The 21,207-nt window shown below is 42.0% G+C and carries 18 protein-coding genes; 5 read left to right on the top strand and 13 right to left on the bottom strand.

Annotated elements, in window-relative coordinates:
• Positions 1–31: 31 nt before the first annotated feature.
• Positions 32–313 (bottom strand): DUF3288 family protein, encoded by a 282-nt coding sequence (locus tag CDC37_RS15375; RefSeq protein ID WP_096622894.1) that lies wholly within the window; start codon positions 311–313, stop codon positions 32–34.
• A 569-nt stretch (positions 314–882) separates the two neighbouring features.
• On the opposite strand from CDC37_RS15375, the gene CDC37_RS15370 reads away from it, so the two are divergent.
• Positions 883–3,339, top strand: coding sequence for an ATP-dependent Clp protease ATP-binding subunit (locus CDC37_RS15370; protein ID WP_096622892.1), 2,457 nt, complete (start codon positions 883–885; stop codon positions 3,337–3,339).
• 392 nt (positions 3,340–3,731) lie between these two features.
• On the opposite strand, the gene CDC37_RS15365 is transcribed toward CDC37_RS15370, so the two are convergent.
• From CDC37_RS15365 to CDC37_RS15345, 5 genes are all read right to left on the bottom strand, one after another.
• Entirely contained in the window at positions 3,732–4,427 is a 696-nt protein-coding gene (locus tag CDC37_RS15365) for a hypothetical protein (protein WP_096622890.1), read from the bottom strand.
• Positions 4,428–4,478: 51 nt separating this feature from the next.
• Positions 4,479–4,832: a hypothetical protein gene (locus tag CDC37_RS15360; protein ID WP_197707013.1), complete on the bottom strand. Its 354-nt coding sequence runs from the start codon at positions 4,830–4,832 to the stop codon at positions 4,479–4,481.
• Positions 4,833–4,944: 112 nt separating this feature from the next.
• The gene (locus CDC37_RS15355) at positions 4,945–5,376 is read right to left on the bottom strand and encodes a hypothetical protein (protein ID WP_197707012.1); all 432 of its coding nucleotides are present in this window, start codon (positions 5,374–5,376) and stop codon (positions 4,945–4,947) included.
• 47 nt (positions 5,377–5,423) lie between these two features.
• Positions 5,424–5,663, bottom strand: a complete 240-nt coding sequence (locus tag CDC37_RS15350) for a helix-turn-helix domain-containing protein (RefSeq protein ID WP_096622888.1) — start codon at positions 5,661–5,663, stop codon at positions 5,424–5,426.
• A gap of 526 nt (positions 5,664–6,189) precedes the next feature.
• Positions 6,190–6,885 (bottom strand): molybdopterin-dependent oxidoreductase, encoded by a 696-nt coding sequence (locus CDC37_RS15345; protein ID WP_096622886.1) that lies wholly within the window; start codon positions 6,883–6,885, stop codon positions 6,190–6,192.
• A gap of 362 nt (positions 6,886–7,247) precedes the next feature.
• On the opposite strand from CDC37_RS15345, the gene psaI reads away from it, so the two are divergent.
• Entirely contained in the window at positions 7,248–7,355 is a 108-nt protein-coding gene (gene psaI, locus CDC37_RS15340) for a photosystem I reaction center subunit VIII (protein ID WP_096622884.1), read from the top strand.
• A gap of 270 nt (positions 7,356–7,625) precedes the next feature.
• On the opposite strand, the gene sbcD is transcribed toward psaI, so the two are convergent.
• Together sbcD and CDC37_RS15330 are read right to left on the bottom strand one after the other, a co-directional pair.
• Positions 7,626–8,945: an exonuclease subunit SbcD gene (sbcD, locus tag CDC37_RS15335; RefSeq protein WP_096622882.1), complete on the bottom strand. Its 1,320-nt coding sequence runs from the start codon at positions 8,943–8,945 to the stop codon at positions 7,626–7,628.
• Between the two features lie 471 nt (positions 8,946–9,416).
• Positions 9,417–11,786, bottom strand: a complete 2,370-nt coding sequence (locus tag CDC37_RS15330; RefSeq protein ID WP_096622880.1) for a response regulator — start codon at positions 11,784–11,786, stop codon at positions 9,417–9,419.
• Between the two features lie 480 nt (positions 11,787–12,266).
• On the opposite strand from CDC37_RS15330, the gene CDC37_RS15325 reads away from it, so the two are divergent.
• Entirely contained in the window at positions 12,267–12,866 is a 600-nt protein-coding gene (locus CDC37_RS15325) for a hypothetical protein (protein WP_096622878.1), read from the top strand.
• Between the two features lie 79 nt (positions 12,867–12,945).
• On the opposite strand, the gene CDC37_RS15320 is transcribed toward CDC37_RS15325, so the two are convergent.
• Positions 12,946–13,299 (bottom strand): hypothetical protein, encoded by a 354-nt coding sequence (locus tag CDC37_RS15320; RefSeq protein WP_096622876.1) that lies wholly within the window; start codon positions 13,297–13,299, stop codon positions 12,946–12,948.
• A 511-nt stretch (positions 13,300–13,810) separates the two neighbouring features.
• On the opposite strand from CDC37_RS15320, the gene CDC37_RS15315 reads away from it, so the two are divergent.
• Complete coding sequence (locus tag CDC37_RS15315; protein ID WP_096622874.1) at positions 13,811–14,698, top strand: cation diffusion facilitator family transporter; 888 nt, start codon at positions 13,811–13,813, stop codon at positions 14,696–14,698.
• A gap of 377 nt (positions 14,699–15,075) precedes the next feature.
• Here the strand turns inward: CDC37_RS15315 and CDC37_RS15310 are convergent, their stop codons facing one another.
• On the bottom strand, positions 15,076–17,232 hold the full coding sequence (locus CDC37_RS15310; RefSeq protein WP_096622872.1) for a polyribonucleotide nucleotidyltransferase: 2,157 nt from the start codon (positions 17,230–17,232) through the stop codon (positions 15,076–15,078).
• 116 nt (positions 17,233–17,348) lie between these two features.
• Complete coding sequence (locus tag CDC37_RS15305; protein WP_096622870.1) at positions 17,349–17,921, bottom strand: GNAT family N-acetyltransferase; 573 nt, start codon at positions 17,919–17,921, stop codon at positions 17,349–17,351.
• Between the two features lie 89 nt (positions 17,922–18,010).
• Here CDC37_RS15305 and CDC37_RS15300 point away from each other — a divergent pair, with 89 nt between their 5' ends.
• The gene (locus CDC37_RS15300; protein WP_096626274.1) at positions 18,011–18,385 is read left to right on the top strand and encodes a group I truncated hemoglobin; all 375 of its coding nucleotides are present in this window, start codon (positions 18,011–18,013) and stop codon (positions 18,383–18,385) included.
• 480 nt (positions 18,386–18,865) lie between these two features.
• Here CDC37_RS15300 and CDC37_RS15295 read toward each other — a convergent pair whose 3' ends face one another.
• Together CDC37_RS15295 and CDC37_RS15290 are read right to left on the bottom strand one after the other, a co-directional pair.
• On the bottom strand, positions 18,866–19,723 hold the full coding sequence (locus CDC37_RS15295) for a glycosyltransferase family 2 protein (RefSeq protein WP_096622868.1): 858 nt from the start codon (positions 19,721–19,723) through the stop codon (positions 18,866–18,868).
• 50 nt (positions 19,724–19,773) lie between these two features.
• Positions 19,774–20,691 (bottom strand): glycosyltransferase, encoded by a 918-nt coding sequence (locus CDC37_RS15290; protein ID WP_330220813.1) that lies wholly within the window; start codon positions 20,689–20,691, stop codon positions 19,774–19,776.
• Between the last annotated feature and the right edge of the window lie 516 nt (positions 20,692–21,207).

Raw genomic sequence — 21,207 nt, 5'->3', positions numbered from 1 at the left:
AAGACGCGATATATCGCGTCTCTACATTCAATCAACTCCAATCCTGTTCTTCTTTTTTTCCACGACTTTCATAAATTCCCCCTGCTTCATGAATCGCGCGGGTTTTTTGAAATAACTCTTCTTCGTTCAATTCCCACATTTCCATGATTTGATCCAACTTCGCTTGAATATCTCGCGCACCGGGAAAACCTTGATAACGGATACGCAAACGAGCTAATTCGGCTAAATTTAGGTCTGTTGGCCCTTCCTGGAATAAACTGGCCACGGCTATACTATCTTGGCTGTATTGGGGATGTTGTTGTTCTTTGTTCATCAAAAATCCTGGGGTTTTGATTATGGACGAAGTTTAGTATTACAATACAAAATTGATAGTCGTGATGATAGCAATCTATTAATTTTTTTTATTAAACTTAGGACATGTGAACCTTGAGCCTCATGCCACGGTGGTTATTTTGGGCCAATGGGTTAAAATTTATCACAGGAAATCTTGGCTACAGAAACTCAACTAGTTTTATTGTAAGTTTAGTATTTAAGATAATTTAGGGCATAGTTCTACAGTACTATCCAGTCAGATATTGGAACTCGAACTACGTAAAATCAACCTATCTCAAACCCTGAGTCATTTTGATTTTCGTTGGTAAACGAACAAGCAGGAGAAAAATTGAAACTACACCAGTATTTATACTTTAACCTTTGGCGACAAAACTACTCAGTAACCCAGGAGTCGGCAAACACAACTTAGCACATACGGCTCTCACGACTGTCACTAATTGCTAAATAAAGATACATTGTCATTGATTGTAAAGAAAGTACACAAAACTTTAGCTGAGGAGCGATTCATCTCAGCTAAGGTCAATGCAGCAAGGGAGGCAAAAGCCCGCTATGTTTGAACACTTCACTTCCCAAGCCATTCGGGTAATCATGCTTGCTCAGGAGGAGGCACGCCGACTGGGCCATAACTTTGTCGGCACCGAACAGATTCTCCTGGGATTGATTGGAGAAGGTCAAGGGGTTGCAGCCAAAGTGCTGGGCGATTTAGGTATCACCCTCAAGGATGCACGTCGGGAAGTTGAAAAAATTATTGGTCGCGGTTCGGGTTTTGTGCCACCGGAAATTCCGTTTACCCCGAAGGTAAAAAGTCTATTTGAACAGGCATTTAAGGAAGCGAGAACGCTGGGTAATAATTATATTAGTACCGAGCATTTGCTGTTAGGTTTAACGGAATCGGGTGAAGGGGTTGCCGCAAAAGTCTTACAGAACTTGGGTATTGATATGAAGGAAGTTCGTAAGATGGTGATTCGTCGTCTGGGAGAGGATTTGGCGACGGTTGCTCCGAAGTCAGGGGGTGGTTCAGCGCGTCGCAATCAGCAGAATCCGACCTTGGAAGAGTTTGGTAAAAATTTAACCAAGTTAGCTGAACAGGGGCAACTCGATCCGGTTGTGGGTAGAGAAAAAGAGATTGAGCGGACAATACAAATCCTGGGACGGCGGACAAAAAATAACCCCGTATTGATTGGGGAGCCAGGTGTGGGTAAAACAGCGATCGCCGAAGGTTTGGCTCAACGAATTGTAAATCAGGATGTGCCGGAAATCCTCTTAGAAAAGCAAGTTATCAGCTTGGATATGGGGTTATTGGTAGCTGGAACTCGTTTTCGGGGAGATTTTGAGGAGCGGCTGAAAAAAATCCTGGAGGAAATTCGCAGTCACGGCAATATCATCCTGGTGATCGATGAAATCCACACCCTAGTGGGTGCGGGTGGAATCGAAGGTGGTATGGATGCGGCGAATATTCTCAAACCAGCCCTAGCGCGGGGTGAGATTCAGTGTTTAGGGGCGACGACCCTGGATGAGTATCGTCAACATATCGAGCGAGATGCGGCTCTAGAGCGGCGTTTCCAGCCGATTATGGTGGGAGAACCATCGGTAGAGGAAACCATTGAGATTCTCTATGGATTGCGGGGAATTTATGAGCAGCATCACCGGGTGACAATTACGGACGAGGCTTTATTTGCGGCGGCGAAATTGTCCGCTCGCTACATTAGCGATCGCTTCCTTCCCGATAAGGCAATTGACTTGATTGATGAGGCTGGAAGTCGGGTGCGTTTGCGCAATTCTCAACATGCAGCTAGTCGGGAGATTAAGCGCGAGCTGCTCCAGGTGGCGAAGGAAAAAGAAAATGCTGTGCGGATACAGGATTTTGACAAAGCAGCAACCCTGCGCGATCGCGAATTGGATTTAGAAGCTCAACTGCAAGCGGAGTCAGAAAATTTTACCAGTACTCCCTGTGTGGATGAGGAAGATATCGCCCAAATTGTCGCCGCTTGGACTGGTGTCCCCGTCAACAAGTTGACGGAATCGGAATCGGAGATGTTATTGCATCTGGAGGATACCCTACATCAGCGCTTGATTGGACAGGAATTGGCGGTGAATGCGGTTTCTAAGGCGATTCGTCGCGCTCGTGTCGGATTGAAAAATCCCAACCGTCCAATTGCCAGTTTTATTTTCTCTGGACCAACTGGGGTAGGGAAAACCGAACTTGCTAAATCTCTCGCTGCCTACTTCTTTGGTAGCGAAGAAGCGATGATTCGTTTAGACATGTCTGAATATATGGAGCGTCACACCGTCAGTAAGTTGGTGGGTTCGCCTCCGGGATATGTGGGTTACGATGAAGGCGGACAATTAACGGAAGCTGTGCGTCGTCGTCCCTACACAGTGATTTTGTTTGACGAAATCGAAAAAGCCCATCCCGATATTTTCAATATGTTATTGCAAATCTTGGATGATGGACATTTGACGGATTCCAAGGGACGTAAGGTTGATTTCAAGAATACCTTGATTATTTTGACCTCCAATATTGGTTCTAAGGTGATTGAAAAAGGTGGTGGGGGAATTGGCTTCCAGTTTGAAGATGAAGCTGAAGCAAGCTACAACCGGATTCGCAACCTGGTAAATGAGGAGTTAAAAGCCTTCTTCCGTCCAGAATTTTTGAATCGTTTGGATGATGTCATCGTCTTTACCCAACTCAAAAAAGACGAAGTTAAACAAATCGCTGAAATTATGCTCAAGGAGATTGCTGGTCGCTTGACAGAAAAAGGCATCACCCTGGAAGTCACCGAGCGATTTAAGGAGCGAGTCGTGGAAGAGGGATATGACCCTAGCTACGGTGCAAGACCCCTACGTCGTGCGTTAATGCGATTGTTAGAAGACTCCCTCGCAGAAGCCATGTTAGCTGGTAAAATTGGCGACGGTGATCGGGCTGTGGTTGATATCGATGAAAACGGTCAAGTTGTCGTCAATCAATCCAGTCACAAAGAGTTAGCGATCGCTCAAGCAGGTTAAGGGAAGAAGACAGGAGACAGGAGGTTTTAGCTGTTAGTAATTAGCTTTATTTCCCCTGTTCTCCTTTTTTCAAAGGTTCCAAATTCCAAAATAAGAACATCTCCTCCACACTATCTTGATATGGGTGTCAAGTTGCTTGTTTAACCGAGATATAAACCAATACGGTTGGTGTTAAAGATAACTGTAGGTTGGGTTGAGGCTTTGCATAGACTGTTGATTTTGTGGAAATTTACCCATAAGCTCACACAGTTTTTGTGATTATCTCGTCCCTATGCTCCGTGTGGGAACGCATTCCACGAGGGCTACTGTCTCTACATTCTTCAATCCAACCTACCCCCAATAATCAGGCTTTTAAGTCTAACTGAACTGTATTGAGATATAAATAAAACCTGTTACTGTACTCCTACTGCTCTACCTCCAGAACCAAAGATAATTTCACTCTCAGGTGTTTGTGGTTCCCAGCCGACATCAAAATCTGCTTTCCAAGCAATTTGTCTTGCTTGACGGAAAGTGGAAAAACTATCAGGTCGTACTAGAAACGCCAGATAATCTTTTTGTAAGTCTAATTGAGCCAAAATTTTTTGATACTCTGAATTTGGTTGAGCTAACTCTGTTCCTGATTCACCACCTGTGGTTGATTTGGGGTTATACTTCCATGACATAGATTTTAAATTAACTAATTCGATTTCATAGTTTTTCGTTTCGGCTCGAAAATTTTTTAACTGTTGTATTTTTTCTGCTACACAATTGTTATAACTTCTGAGTTCATCAAGATAACTATAAGTATCAAGATAGCTGGAACTAGGTTCAACACAAGTAGGTAAGTTACTAATAAAATCTTCTATTTGTTGAGTCGCTGATTTATTATCTAAATAAATCACTCTATTACCACGAATTTCAAAGAAATTCGCTCTTTTATCACTTTGATTGACTAAAGGTGTACGAACTATAGTACTTGACTGAACTGCAACTAAAGTAATAAAAAGGCTAATGAACATCAACACACCAACGGTATTAGTCAAAATATCCAAGAATGAATCTAGATTTTGTTGGGGACGGTGAGATTTAAAAGACCGTTTTCTTCTCATTTCAATACCAAAATTTATAACTCAAACTAAATGTAGCGATTTAGCTGTAATTCAAAGTTGTGTTTCAATCTTCAGCTTCCATCCTTCATTAATCGGTTCATAACCAATATCAATTCCTTTGGACTCAATTAATTCTCGAACTTGTTCAAAGACTTTAATTCCATCAGGGCGAAGTGCCACAATCAAATATTGTTGATCTCGATTAGCTTTTACCTCCTGTAATAAAACTTGTAATGGTGAAGAATAACTATCGATTTCAGATAAAGCTACAAATTGTTTACTGGGATAAATAACAATGCCATCACTACGGCATTCTATATAGTGGGGCTGTTTGTTCTGGTTCTGTCCGTTTTCGTTTTTAGCAACAATGGTAATTTGTTTTTGATTGCTAAATGTTTGAGCCATCAACACAATAATCAGCAAAATAAGTACACCTATGGTGCAAGCCAAAATTGACAGAAAGGGGAATAGTTAAATTTCAATTGCAGGACGAGTAGATAATCTTCTTGGCATAGATTTAGTTGTGATTTTCGTCTGCTTCAACTAAGGTAATACGACGCGGTTTGTTGAGTTGTTCTAGCACTGGTCTTAATAGCGCCAAATTTGACCTCACTTCACCCAATACTCGTTCTAATTGTGCTGTTTTTTCTAAACTTTGTAAGCTCTGTTCTAAGCTACGTTGAAATTCCACAATTCTAGCGACTTCATGAGTGCAATTTTCTAAAGCTGTAATACGGCTATCCAAAGTCATTGCTGCTTTCTGTAACTGCTCAGTGATATGTTCTGTATGTGCGTTGAAATTCTGATTAACGCTTTGGTAATTATCTTGAACTGCGGTGCTAATGTGTTGGATTTCCTTGACAATATCCTGACTAGATTGTTCTTGCTGGGCTAAAGTAGCAATAAATTTTTCTCTGTCTTTGACAGCCATTTGATTGATAGCGTTCATCTTCTATTTTGATATTGCCTGATCAACGTGTGTTAAAACTAACTATGTCAATACTTAGTTAGTAACTCTTGTCCGCGATCGCCCATATCTTGAAGTATTTTTTCTATTTGTTTCATTGCAACAGGTGATGGTTGATTTCGCCCATTTTCCCAGCGATTAATCGTGGGAAAGGTGAATCCTAATACTGCTGCAAACTGTTCTTGAGTCAAACCAGTTTGCTGACGCAATTCACGAATGAGATTACCTATTTCTGGTTGCTTAATGACTAATTTTTTGGGGATATTCATGCTCGATTTCTCAACTCACCACGGTAGATGCAGTAAGTGATATATCAAGTTATATAGTATTAATTAAAAATAACTCGCGTCTCCTGTGTAATTACATAAATCTGGTATTTATGCTAACGAGCAGGGGATACATCTCAGTTTTTATCGTTCGGTGACAGAATAATCTGAATCATTGTATTGGAAGTCTGAGCTTCAGCAATCGATAGACTGATTCTGAGCGATGGATTTTGCGATTGCTTCTTTGCACTCGCTGCGGACAAAATATGTTTTTACTACATATTTGGGATGCTCCCTATAAGTAACAGTATCGAGACCGTATACTGAAAAACCTATGGACAAAGCTTAAGCTTTTGATTTAAAAATGCTCCCTATTTCTAACCCCACCGAATGTGTTTCTTAAAAGTTAATCCAAAATCGAAGGGCTTGCGGTAGGATGGGGTTATTAACTTGACTTGGAACAAACATTGGATGAATTGGTATATTTACTCAACACCCCTAGCTAATGGCTAGGGTTTTTATTCCAGCCTTAAATCCCAGCAAACCACTCATACCCCATATCTTCCCAGTAACCTCGATATCTAAATAGTTGACTGACGAGGGTAATCCGAGTCACCCATTTACTTTGCTTATAACCTAATTTAATGGGTGCAGCTAGACGTAGGGGAGCGCCATTTTCTATGGGTAGGGGTTCACCATTTTTTTGATATGCCATTAGGGTTTGGGGGTGGACAGCCGAAGCAATATCCCAACTAGAATAATATCCATCAGCTGAGGTAAAATAGACGTATTTCACACTGGGTTTTGGTTGGGCGATCGCAATTAGTTCTCGTAAACGCACTCCTCCCCATTGAACAATGGCAGCCCACCCTTCCACACACACATGACGGATAATCATGGATGTGAGGGGTAAGGCTTGGATTTCTGTTAATTTCAGGGACAGGGGTTGGTTGACTTCTCCATCGATAATGAGGCGATATTCGTCGGGTGGTATGATGGGGGTATTGCGAAATGTATTGACAATTAGGGCTTTTGGTTCAATTTGGGAAGGGGAAAATTCGGGAACGAGTTTTTGAGGACGAAAAATCCAACTTTCCAATTTTTCATTGAGGGGCATTGTCAGGGTTCCGACGATATCTTCACCGATGGGAGTTCCACAACCCCCTAATACCATACCGAGACTGGAAATTCCTGTAAGTTGCAAAAATTGACGACGAGTGGTCATGATATGGTTAATACGGGGAAGGATGTTTGGATGGGGGAGTGTTTGTTGTACAAATATCCGATGGTGATTGCATGTTAACCGTTAATTGTCAACAAAGCTGAAATCGGACAATTGATGTGTTAGTGTTCCCATTCAAACATTTTATAGTGGTAGTGGTCTGTCCCATAGGTTTTGTAGACCTGTTCTGCAACAGCGCCTACGGTGTACACTACGGAAGGAGTTATCTTGCGACTAAGAGATATACCACTACATATTAACAATATATTAAATTATTAAAAATTTTGAGGATTTGCGACAAAAGTCTAGGATGTGCAGTAAGCTCAGTTTGAGTTGTGTTGTCGATTTTAATAGGAATATTTATTATGGCAGCGTCATTTTTACCTTCGATTTTGGTTCCTTTAACTGGTCTGGTTTTCCCCGCAGTGACAATGGCTTTCATGCTGTTGTACATGGAAAGCGATAGTATCTAACAATCAGGCTTTTCCTACCTATCTGGGAAGATATGGTGGGTGGTTTTGGTGTTGATCTGCTGGGGTGCATTTAATTAAGTTGACTGTTAACTGTTGACTGTTGACTGCAAAATTACATGTGCTTTTCCCGCATTTCTCACAGGTGAGCGGTAAGCGTCGAGTAACGGGTTGGTTTTCCCACTACTCCCGAATTCCCACTCCCTAATGCCTGTAAATTTTAGGGTTTGTGAAGAAAAATCCGGGTTTTGCAGATTTCGCACCAAAACCTAATCACAGTAACTTGAGTTGTAGGTCTATTGCTGCAACTGGATTATCCCTATCCTCTGGGGAGGTTTCGCTGTCGTTATTTGCAGGTTCGTCCCAATTCTCATCTGCCGTAGACATTAAATTTTGAGCTGCTTCTAGCATCAATTGGGAAATATCCTTCAAATCTTCACGATTATTTAAGTATTTTTGCAGTGCTTCCATAGGGTCAATGCTATTGTAGGCACTTAATTCTGGGACACGGGGACGGGCTAATTGACTGATTAATTCTGGTTGAATTGTGTAGGTGTGGGCAGATTTGAGAGCTTGGTGGAGAGCGGGGGTATCAATCAAATCCAACTGTTCCGAGCGAAGTTTATAGATTAGCCGTACCACCGCATCGGTGATATCGTGTTTTGCGATCGCTTTTAAAATGGCCGTTTGGGGGTCTTCCTGTTTCGATACATCCACTTCAATAGTCCGAAACACCCGTACAGGTAAAGGGTGAAATTCCCAATTGACCTGACCATTATCAATTTCAACTAGCACATAACCCTTATCTTCCTTCTCCTCACTAAAATCAACCCGTTCAATACTACCGGGATAAATTACAGGTGGATTATTATGCCTATTTAGATTTTGGTGACGATGGACATGACCTAAAGCTACATAATCAAAACAGTCACGGGTCAATAGCGATAACGGTAAAGTAAATCCTTTCCCCACAGCTAAATACCTTTCTGCTCCCAGGGTGGCATTATCCGCCATTAAATGGGCTAATAGAATAGTGGGAATCTGGGGATCGAGACGACGAATTTCCCCCTCTAAAACCACCTGTAACCGTTCCGTTAACAGATGATTGACCTCCGACAATGACATCCCCTCGCTTTCCTGTCGTGTCATCAAAGTCGAACGGGTTAACCAGGGTAAGGTAATCACATTCACCGGACCATTGCGAGTTTGAATCACATGGGTGGTCAGGGTATCTCCAACAATAAAACCAGGTACACCCAAAGTCCGATAAATACATAAACTTGCACCCCCCTGTCCTTGGGAATGTTGGTCATGATTACCCACTAATAGTACAGTAGGAATTTGTGCATCCACAAGCCGACGAAACTGACTTGCAAAAGCTTCTTGAATGTAAGGGGGAGGGGTTGCATCCGGAAACGCATCTCCACCAAATAGCACCAAATCAACGGGTTCACTCAAAGCACGGTCGATACAACGGGATAAGGTTTGGACAAAATCTTCTAAACGGGTATTTAAACCGGTTTCCGGGTTGATGCGTCCGTGGGAAAATCCACTACCCATATGAATGTCGGAAAGATGGAGGATTTTGAGCATAGGGGACAGGAGATAGTGTAGATGGGACTTACGCAAGGATCACAAAACTTCTGATTTTTTATTTGTAGTTAGCACTGTCTGCGCTGACTTTGAGGACTAAAGTCTTGACTACGAACTTAAAATAATATGCTGGTTACGTAAATCCTAAATAAATCCTAAAATAGATTACGCGATCACTGAAATATTTTACTAGTAAATTCGGCGGAAAAAGTCTTTTCGCGAGGGTAGGGAATAGGGAGTGGGTAGAGACAACCCGTCGGGTCGTCTGTACAGGGAGTAGTTTTGAGCTAATAATTCCACTTTTCATAAGACCTAAAAAACTACAGATGTCTGGTTTTTGAACTTCTACACACCTATTTGGAAAGCACTTTTTGCGACTAAAATATCTTCAACAGCTGACAAGATATAGAGAGACAATATATCGCATCTTGACGATTTTTCAACAAGTCCTAATTAAAATATATTCATCATTCAAGAATTACGAATTATGGTATTTCCGCCTAAATTTGCGGCAATTTTCATGGCACTACTTGCGGTTTGATATAGTACTTCTAATGTTTGTGCGTCATCAGGGAATTCGGCAATTCCACCGCTAAAGGTAATTCCTAATTCCTCTAAACCTGCTAAGGCTTTCATGATACATGCATAACCTTCATCCCGACCTGCACCGTATAAACCGATGACAAATTCATCACCTCCCCAACGACTGACAACATCTTCTAAACGAAATTCTGCTAATAAATGGGAAGCAATTTCCCGCAATATTCTATCTCCGCTTTCTTTCCCTTGCTGCAAATTTATTTGCTGAAAGTTATCGATATCCAATACAACTAAACATAAACAATGACCATAACGACGGCTTAAACTAATTAATTTTGCTAATTCTTGTTGAGCTTTATGACGATTTGCGAGTTTTGTTAAGGGGTCAGTTTCTGTTAAATTCTTCCAAATTTTAACCCTTTCTAAACGATTAATGATTCTTGTCACTAATTCTGGACCAATAATTGGTTTACAAACAAAATCATCCGCTCCTGCACTAAATACCTGATTGACAGTTGCCGCATCGTTATGTACTGTCAAAAAAACAATGGGTAATTCGCTCCAATAGGGGTGATTGCGAACTTCTTGACAAATTTCTATACCATTTTTTTCTGGCATTTCCACATCTAAAATTAACAAATCGGGAGCAACGGTTTCCAATGTTTCCCAGAATTGTTGAACTTGGGTGAGAACTGTGACGTTTAAACCCCAAGGTTGCAATAAAATTTGGACTGCTGCACCCAAACTTTTATCATCATCAACGATTAAAACCTTGGCTTCTGCGCTCAGGGTCAGCTGAAGCATCTTTTGAACCGCTGTATTTAAGCTTTCAGGAGTAACCGGTGTTTCAATGAAGCGATGACGATTGTTGCGGACTGAATGGAGTAAAATTTCTGTTTCCGATTGATTACCAATGATTACAACTGGAACTGAGGGTTTACGTGCATCACATTCGCTGATAAAATTAGCTAATTCAGTTTGATTGTGGGAAATCGTGCTATCTACAACTACTAAATTGGGATGCTTTTGATATAATCCTCTGCGTGCTGTTTCCAGGTCACTGACTACCATTGTGGCAATTTCTTGCTCTAATTTTGTTTGTAAAGTAGTGGTGTTGATAGTTGTTGCTAGGGATGTTTGCTGTTGATGATGATTTTCGATCACCATGACAATCAACTGCTGAGTGCTGTTGGAGGTAGGGGAGTCCGTCAAGGTGATGTGTTGGTTAATTTCTTGGTGTAGCTGGTCAACTAAGTCACTTAAATGCGCTACTTCTTGAGTGCTAAAATCTTGGTGGGATTGGAGGATTGTTTCAATTTGTCGAGCAATTATAGAACCGTTGCCGATGCCAAATGTCCCCAAGGAACCCGCTAAGGAATGAGCTTCTTGACGAGCTGTATTTTGCAGTTGGGGTGAAAGCTGCTGATTTTGAGCAGCAGTGACGGTTTGTGTCAGTACAGCTAACTGCTCTTGTACCCGTGGTTGATGACGTTGCCAAATTTGGGCGATCGCGGAGTGACTTTCTTGGTATATGGCATTTTCAACTTCTCCTTGACCAACTTTACCATTTTTCTGGTTGAGATTGGTATTTTGGGCTTTTTCGGTATTTTGTTGGTGGTGTTCGTTTTCTACTGGTTTTAAGCGATAACCAATTCCGTAAACGGTTTCAATCAAATTTGCTGGAGCACCAACGGCTTTGAGTTTTTGCCTTAAACCTTTAATATGGGTACGGACAGCTTCTTCCCCTGGTGTATCATCGTAGGACCAGAGATGCTCTAATATCATCCCACAACTAAACACCCGTCGGGTATTGCGTAAAAATAATTCTAATAAAGCATATTCCTTCGGAGTTAGGGATAAAACCTGTTTTGCATAGGTGACTTCGCAGCTAGTCGGATCTAAATGTAATTCTCCCCATGTTAAAATTGGTTGGGCTAAACTGGTACTGCGTCGCAACAAAGCCCGAATTCTGGCGACTAATTCCTCTTGCTCAAAAGGTTTGACAATATAATCATCCGCACCTGCATCTAAACCAATTGCTTTTTCGTGACTGCTTGCACATCCCGTCAGTAGCAAAATCGGCATTTGCTTACCAGATTGTCGCACTTGACGACAGACACTCAACCCGTCAAGCTCTGGCAAGTTGACATCCAAAATAATTAAATCATAATCATAGGCTTGAATTAACTCTAACGCGGATTTTCCGTCGGCAACAATTTCCACGGCATAAATTTGGTTGGTCAAAATTTCTGCCAAAAGTTCTGCAATCGAGTTATCGTCTTCAACAACGAGAATTTTCATAAAATCATCTTTGGCTGAAAATAATTCCGCATCGCCACCATAGCTGTCTGTATTAGTTTATCAATTTGAGGAAGGGAATAGGGAGTTGGGATGGGGGATGGGAAACAAGAAAATAGCTTAGAGGATGTTTGTCAAGTATTAGTTATCACTATTTTGACTATTGTCTTTACTCTGGACATGGGGTTATAAAGCTGATTTTTCCTTCGAGAGTACAGACACGACATGTCGCGTCTCTTCCCATTCCCAAAAACGATAATTCAAGTATGAAAAATGACTTTTGCAACAGCCTTTTAGGGAATATACACAAACGAAGGATAAAAGAAGTATTCGGAAAGAGATGAATGTATTATTCCTACTATTTTTTCAGCGTTTAGACAACTATACTTCCTATTGTTCGGAGGGTATATAACTACTTTCCGAGCCTAAAGGATGATGTGATTTTTTTAGCTGTATAAATTATAAGTATTTTCAGGAATAATCATGGCAAAACGTTGGCTAAGGAAGGGGGTAATTTCGACTATTTCCGCGATCGCTCTCTTGGCGATTGAGATGGTTAGTGTATCTGCAACAACAACGGTAATTAAAGGACAAACCTTACATGAGTTATGTACCACATTTCCTTTAAACTCCCAATGTCAAGATTTTGAGGCGATACCCTTATCTAAGCGTGGGGGAACAACTGCAAACTGTAGTTTCAATAGTAACAATGTAGAAATTCAGGGAGAGTGTAAAATCCAAGTTGACCAGGAAGGGCTTCTAATTCATCAAGAAGCAGGAGAAGGTTCTAGTCGCTGGGTTCGGATTACTCCCCAGAAGTTCAATAGCTTTGTATACGAGGATATAGAAATTGATAACGTTGAGAAAACACTGATCAACTACTTTCTTTTTGGTATCGCCGGAGCAGCTAGTACTCCCAAGATAAAGCTAGCAAAAATCGAAATCAATTACAATTCCCAACACAGGAATACAAGTACTTTGGTTGTAATTATTGGTCGAGACAAGGGTAGCGAATTGCGATCGCAGTTAGAAAAATTAACCACACCCCAAGTCAACACACCAGCTATTCCCCCTCAACCATAAAATATCTCTGTATCTATCCTCCTATTTCCTCTGATATTTTCTGTAAGTTGGTTTTATTCCTCAATCATGGGGAATCCTACTAGCTATTTTGTTCTAAATACTGGTTAACATCTTCAACAACACGGGTAAGTTCAGCTTCTGTTGTCAGTTTAATTTGCTGATCACGAATCGTTAATAATACCTTAGCAGCAAAGGGTGTGGGCCAAATATTGGGGTTGCAAAATAGTTCTAAAAAGACTCCGGAAACATGGCGATATTCCATAACTGGTTGGGGTGAGGGTTTTTTGCTTGTACCTGTATTGGTTGCGGAAATTATCTTTAAGCTGTTGATTAAACCATCGAGAGCGGTTTTGATTTCTTTGACAGCATCGCTAGGAATCGCAAGGCTGACTGAACCATTTTCGAGGTTGAGTGTTAATCGGGGTGAGTCCATAAAGTATTGAGTAGGGAGTGGGTAGTAATTTTAATCCTATCGGGATTTTAGATTCAATTGTGCCGATTTTGCATTTTTTATAGGTATCACCATCAGCGTTGGGTAACGGTTAACTTTCCCACCACTCCCTATTCCTGACTCCCCATTCCCTTTTTATCGGTATCACCATCAGCGTTGAGCAAAGGTTAACTTTCCCACCACTCCCTATTCCCGACTCCCCAATCCCTTTTTATCGGTATCACCATCAGCCTTGGGTAACGGTTAACTTTACCACTACTCCCCACTCCCTTTCATAGTCCTATTTACTGATAATTTGTTGCTAAATAACTGGAAAAGGAAGTATTTTGATTTGGTTTTTTTGGCGGATTTTTAATCAGAATATTTGGCAATAAACCATCTAAATAACCTTGTTTATTAAAACTTGAAAGCCTTATCCCGTAAGGAATTGCAATATTAAATGCGGATATAAACAGCTACAGTATAAACAGGGGAATTTGGATGTGATCAAAATATGCTTCAAGATAATCGGTCAGTTGTACGGAGAGTTTTAGTTATTACTTTACTGCTGAATATTTTCGTCCTGGGATTAAAGTTATTCGTGGGGATGCTGACGGGTTCTTTGTCCTTGATTGCTGATGCATTACATAGTGTTACCGATAGTGCAAATAATATATTAGGTTTAATTACGAACCAATTTGCATCTCCGTTTCCAGACCGAGAACATCCCTACGGACACAGAAAATTTGAAGCTGTGGGTGCATTAGGTATTGCAGCTTTTCTGGGGGTAGCTTGTTTTGAGATTTTGCAAGGTGCTGTAGAAAGAATTATTTCTGGGGAAAATCAGGTCAAGGTATCTCCATCCGAATTATGGATTTTACTGATTGTGCTAGGTGTGAATATTTTTGTGGCTGTGTATGAGCGGTGGGTGGGAAAACGGATTGGTAGTCCAATTTTGGTTGCTGATGCAATCCATACCATGAGTGATGTCTGGGTGACAATTGGGGTGATTGGTGGATTGATTGGGGTGTGGTTGGGGTATCGCTGGTTAGATATTGCGATCGCATTTCCGGTGGCGTTGATGGTATTTTGGAGTGGGTGGCATGTAATCAGGCAAAATTTACCTTGGTTAGTTGACCAAATGGCCGTTCCTCCAGAAGAAATTTATGAAATTGTGATCGCGGTTCCTGGTGTGGTGAATGTCCATGATATTGCTTCCCGGGGTCTGAGGGGAAGACAGGTATTTATGGAAATGCATTTAATTGTTGATACCGATGATGTCAATACCGCTCATCAAATCACCGAGTTGGTAGAACAAAAATTGGCAGAAAAATACAGTCCCGTGCGGATTTTAATTCATGTAGAACCACCAACCTATCGCTCTGACCAAATTAGTTTTTGAAAAGAAGTGGGGAATAGGGATTGGGAGAGTAATTTTTTGGCGTTGCATAATCAAGGGATAATTTTAATCTATGGACAGAAATTTTTCTTGATGTAACAAAACGTAAGTTCGACGGATTCAAATAACCCCTCTCCAAACCTTTCCCCCTCTTGGAGAGAGGCTTTGAAAACATAGATTTTTGGTTAAAACTACAGATTTTTCTGCACCTCTCCATCCTGGAGAGGGGTTGGGGTGAAGTTCATCGAACTCAGGTTAACATAAACCGAAGGATTACAAATTACAAAGAGCGATCGCTCCTTGGGGGAAATGCGATCGCTGGGTGGGGATTTTAGATGTTTGCTCGGTCAAAACCTAAAATCCGGGTTGAACATTCCAGTTTATCGATTCACCTCTGCTGCTTCCCGAGCTGCTGCTGCTTGGTCAGGATGAATACCTAAGCGGGTCAAATTAATACGACCCTTGCTGTCAATTTCCCGTACTTTGATAATTACCTCATCGCCTACGGAAACCTCATCCTCTACCTTACCCACTCGGTAATCAGCTAATTGGGAAATGTGAATCATTCCCTCTTTACCGGGTAAAAATTCCACAAATGCACCAATGGGGATAATGCGCGTCACCCGACCGACATAGACATCCCCTTCGTTCAACTTGCGGGTCATGCCTTGAATAATATTACGTGCGCGACGGGCTTTACTCTCATCGACTGCGGAGATGGTGACGGTTCCATCATCGTCGATGTCGATCCGCGAACCTGTCTCTTCCGTAATTCCTTTAATGGTTTTACCTCCAGGTCCAATCACCAAACCGATCATATCTGGATCGATCTTCAAAGTCAGTAGACGTGGTGCATAGGGTGACATTTCCGTGCGGGGTTTATCAATACATGCCAGCATTTTCTCCAGGATATGTAACCTCGCATCCTTAGCTTGGTGAATTGCCTTGGCAATCACATCCATCGATAAACCGGAGATTTTCATGTCCATCTGTAAGGCTGTGATCCCCGAATCGGTTCCCGCAACCTTAAAGTCCATATCACCCAGGAAATCCTCAATTCCCTGAATATCAGTGAGAACACGTACCTCATCTCCTTCCTTAATTAAACCCATCGCTGCACCACTAACGGGTTTAATAATGGGTACACCCGCATCCATCAGCGCTAGGGTCGAACCGCAAACGGAACCCATTGAAGTTGAACCATTAGAGGACAGAACCTCCGAGACAACCCGCAGGGAATAGGGGAAAGCTGATTTTGGTGGTAATACGGGTAACAAAGCCCTTTCCGCTAACGCACCGTGACCGATTTCCCGTCTACCGGGAGCTCGCAAAGGACGGGTTTCTCCCACCGAGAAGGGGGGGAAATTGTAGTGGTGCATGTAGCGTTTTTCCTGATCCGGTTGCAAATCATCGGTTAAGTTCTGCGCATCACCGGGAGTCCCCAGGGTACACACCGATAAAACCTGGGTTAAACCGCGATTAAATAACCCGCTACCGTGGACGCGACGGGGGATGATTCCCACTTGACAGGAAACGGGACGTACTTCATCCAGTTTCCGACCATCCACACGCACATTATCTTCGATGATTTGCTTGCGCATCAGATTTTTGGTAATACTTTTGAAGGTATTACCTACAGCTTTACTATCGGCGCTCGCAGCCACACGAACTGGGTCATCTTCAGCCAGTTGCTCAATTTCTGCTTCTACCGCAGCTTTGACCTCATCCAAAGCCGCGTCACGCTCGCTCTTTGTCAAATCGAACTGAGACAGGATTTTCTTAATTGCCTCAGTTGCGCGATCGCTAATAAAGTTGTCGAGGGTCGCATCCTCTTCCGGTGGTTCCAGTGGAGGTATCTCTATACCCAATTCCGCGATTAAGTCGTTTTGAGCGCTAATCAAGTCTTGAACCGCTTCGTAGCCAAACTCAATCGCTTCGATAATATCCAGTTCCGGTAACTGGTTTGCACCAGCTTCCACCATGATCACCCCATCGGGGGAACCCGCAACCACCAAGTCTAAATCGCCAGACTCAATTTCGGCATAGGTGGGATTAATGATAAAATCATCCCCAACCAAACCCACACGCACGGCAGCCATTGGCCCATTAAAGGGTATTTTTGCCAATAATGTGGCGATTGATGCACCCGTTACTGCCAAAACATCCGGTGGAACTAGCTCATCCATCGAGAGGGTGAGCGCCACAATTTGCAAATCATCCCGTAACCATGACGGGAACAATGGACGTAGCGGACGGTCTATCAAACGACTGGTTAAAATCGCCTTTTCCGGTGGACGACCTTCACGACGCAGTATCCCTCCTGGGATGCGACCAGCTGCGTACAATCTCTCTTCATAATCTACAGTCAAGGGCAAAAAATCTACCCCTTCTCTTGCCGTCGAACGCGTCGCGGTTACTAATACTGCCGTATCCCCAGATTGTATCAAAACAGACCCACCAGCCTGGGGAGCTAGTAGACCAATCTTCAGTCGAATATCCCGTCCGTCAAAGGATATTGACTTCTCAAATTCTCCCATTCAGTTCTTTTTCCTTCTATATTCGCTTTTCTCGCTCTGTGGCAATCCTAACATTTATGTACAATTGCTGGCTGCGGTTACACAAAAAATGATATCTAATCATATCCCAAATTAGATTAAGATAAGTTGCTTTCATCCTGGCTAACTATCCTATTGTCTAGTTTACGGTACATCATTACCGCATCAACCATCTTGCCATCTTCAAAACGCACGGCTTGGGGAATTTTGCCTAAAACCATGAAACCCAGGGACTCCCACAAACGTAATGAGGGAATATTCGTGGCAAAAACTAAATTAAACATCACCGCTTCATACCCCAAATCCCCTGCTAATTTCAACATCGATTCCCCCATCCACTGACCCAGACCCAATCCGCGCCAATTTTCTGCCACGATAAACCCGGCGTTACATATGTGGCTACACCTTCCGGGAAAGTTGGGTTTGATAAAAAAAGCACCAATAATGCGGGGGATAACACTAGTATCTTTTGTTCGCACCACAAATCCATCATAATTTGACCAGTATGTGGCAAATTCAGAGGGGGAAAGGGGTTGATTTTGGGGATAGGTTGTTCCTTCGAGGACAATCCTATTGAAAAGTTGACGCACTGCTTCTATTTCCTCAGTGTGCATCCGGTCTAGTTCAATGGTAGTGTTATTTTTGAGGGTGTGATAAATCGGCAGTTGCATTGGGTTATGAAAACAGTCTAAGTCCTTTAGGACTCTTTAATAAATTCCTTGGTCTCCATACTATGATAAGGGATAAGGAGGGATTTTCAATGAACACACTGTATGAGAAACTTGGTGGTGCAGAGGCTGTTGATCTCGCTGTAGAAAAGTTTTATGAAAAAGTTTTGGCAGATGAGCGAGTTCAGAGGTTCTTTGCTCATACGGATATGCAGCAACAAAAACGGCATCAAAAAGCTTTTATGACCTACGCATTTGGTGGTGCTGAACACTGGAACGGTCGTCCGATGAGGGATGCACATAGGCAATTAGTAACTGAGATGGGCTTAACCGATACTCACTTCGATGCGATCGCGGAGAATTTAGTTGCCACCTTGGTTGAGTTGAAAGTTCCCCAAGCTTTAATTGACGAGGTGGTGCAGATTGTGGGTTCTGTTGCTCATCGAAATGATGTCTTGAATCGCTAATCCATCACCGCAAATCGGATTTTTCAGATATTGTTCTCTCAAGCTACTACTCTATCAAGAAGTAATTGAAGGATAAAGCTGTTTTCACGTGAATTCGACGGATTGTAAACGCTACAATCTCTGTGAATCAATGATTTTGAAAGCTAAGGTTTAAAGTAACCTCATCCATTAGTTGAGAACAAACTCAATAACTGACTGATTCCGGGTTTAATGATTTTATTCCCAACATCATACTCGGAGGTTTTTAAAAACTTCTATTTCCTACGAATGATACTGGACAAGAGTTTCAGGCTTTATAACCCATCGAACTCACGTTGTTTTAAGTTGAATCCGTGCATCGATCTGTGGTGGGAAACTGCCAATCAACAGTGCGATCGCGCTGATTTCTTCGTATTTCCCAAGCAGTAAGTTGAGACCAGCTCGTCTCTACGCCGAATGATTGATTCCGTTGCAGTTTGATGTTTAATTGCACCTACCTACTTATGACTGCGATCGCCCATGACGATATTTCCACATCCCATTCACCGTCCCCAAAAACCAACCTAAATCCATCATCCATCTAGCAAAGGTAGCGCGGGAAAGAATTTTGATGGGAAATCTCACTCCCAACATCACCAAATCTCGGCAAAGATTACCCCAACCATAGCTTAAACCGTGACGACCCAACAGCAAAATATTACTTTCAGCAATTCCAAACCAACGCTGATACATTCTGTCAATAGTTTCACGGAAACGAAAGTAAATCTTCGCCTCTGGTACTTCGGTTAATTTGACACCACACAGTGCTTGCACACGCCAACAAAAATCCACATCATCCAGTATGGGAATCTCCTCGTCAAATCCACCCACTGCTTGGTAAATCTCCCGTTTAACACCAATATTATTCCCCGCAGCATAGGGATAATAGGGATTATCATTAACCCCATTGGCTTCTCGGTAAGCACAGGCTTTCACCACCCAAGGTAAATTCAATTTTGTGTAATCACTATTACCAACAACAAAATCATATTTCGACAAAGCTTCCCCCATTGCAGCAACCCAACCCGGAGTTACCTGGTCATCCGCATCACAAAAAGCTAATAACTCCCCCTTGGCGACCTCAGCACCACGATTCCGGGGATATGCCGCACATTTTTTCCCACCGGATGCATCAACAACCCGTAAATTCGGTAATCTTTCTTGATATTGTTTCACAACCTCTAGGGTTCCATCCGTCGAACCATTATCAGCCACAATTAGTTCCCAAGGTTGGGAATACTCCTGCTGGGTAAATGCTTCTAATTGGGTCGCAATGTAGGCAACGCAATTATAGCAAGGGATAATGACACTTAATTTCATAGGGGGATGCTACACTGAGGTCGGCAAACAGTCAAGTATGTCACCCAACATTACCTATCAGTCATCACGTGAGAAGCAACAAGCTGATGGGGTAATTTTTTTCTTGCCATCACCTGCGATCGCACATGACGATATTTCCACATCCCGTGAACTGTCCCCAAAAACCAACCTAAGTCCATCATCCATCTGGCAAAACTCACACGGGAGCGAACCTTAATTAGCAACCTTGCCACTAACATCACAAAATCCCGGAATAAATTTTTCCAGGCATACTTTAAGCCGTGACGGCGTAAAAGTAGGATATTATTCTCAGCAATACCGTACCACCTTTGATACATTTCCTTGATGGTGTCGCGGAAACGAAAATTAATCTTTGCCCCTGGTACCTCGATTAACTTGACACCACACTGTGCTTGCACACGCCAACAAAAATCCACATCATCGATAATCCGAATGTCTTCATCAAATCCACCCACTCTATAAAAAAGATGACGTTTAATGCCAATATTATTCCCTCCAGCAAAGGGATAATAGAGATTATCGTTAACTCCATTTCCTTCGCGATAGGCACAAGCTGCAACAACCCAAGGAAGATTCAACTTGGTATAATCGCTCTTACCAGCAACAAAATCATATTTTGACAAAGCTTCACCCATTGCTGCAACCCAACCTGGAAACACCTCGTCATCAGCATCACAAAAGGCTAAAGCTTCTCCCTTTGCTACCTGCGCTCCGATATTGCGGGGATAGGCAGCACATTTTTTCCCACCAGATGCATCGACGATACGTAGGTGAGGCATTTTCTGCTGGTATTGTCGGACAATTTCCAGGGTGTTATCAGTAGAACCATTATCGGCAATAATGATTTCCCAAGGTTGGGAATACTCTTGATGGGCAAATGCTTCTAACTGTGTACCAATATACTCAGCACAGTTGTAGCAAGGAATGATTACACTTAACTGAATCATTAAGTAATTTCCTTATATTTACTGATAATTCACGATTTAGTTGTTCACTCTGATAATCATCATTCAGGGTTTTTGTAGATATCTTTACATTTAGGATGATAAAATTTAACATATGCCACAAATTATTGTCAGTAAAGTACCTGACTTGCTTTGTAGCAATAAATACTCAAAACTCTGACATATAAGTAATGGACGATTACTCAGCAAGCTCTACATCATACCCTAATCATTTTCAGTATATAACGTTATAAATTTGGCCCTATGTTGCGTGTGTAACACCTGTGGGATTGATATTCAGATTTCTGAAAAGACTAAAAAGTCAAGGTATGGAGTTTTATGAACCGTTGATTATTCTAGTTTCATTTATTGCAAAGTACAATAGAATCGATATAAGTCCCGTTATTTATATTTACCCGATTCATCTCCTCAAAATTCCCTTCGCCTTCAAGGCTCCAAAAAAATCCCCTTTCAAGTGTTATTGCACTAATTACAAATAAGAAGAAAGAGGAATAGTAA

The organism is Calothrix sp. NIES-3974 (assembly GCF_002368395.1).
Lineage (GTDB): Bacteria > Cyanobacteriota > Cyanobacteriia > Cyanobacteriales > Nostocaceae > NIES-3974.
The sequence above is the reverse complement of the archived record's forward strand: the minus strand, read 5'-3'. Positions and strand labels throughout refer to the sequence as shown.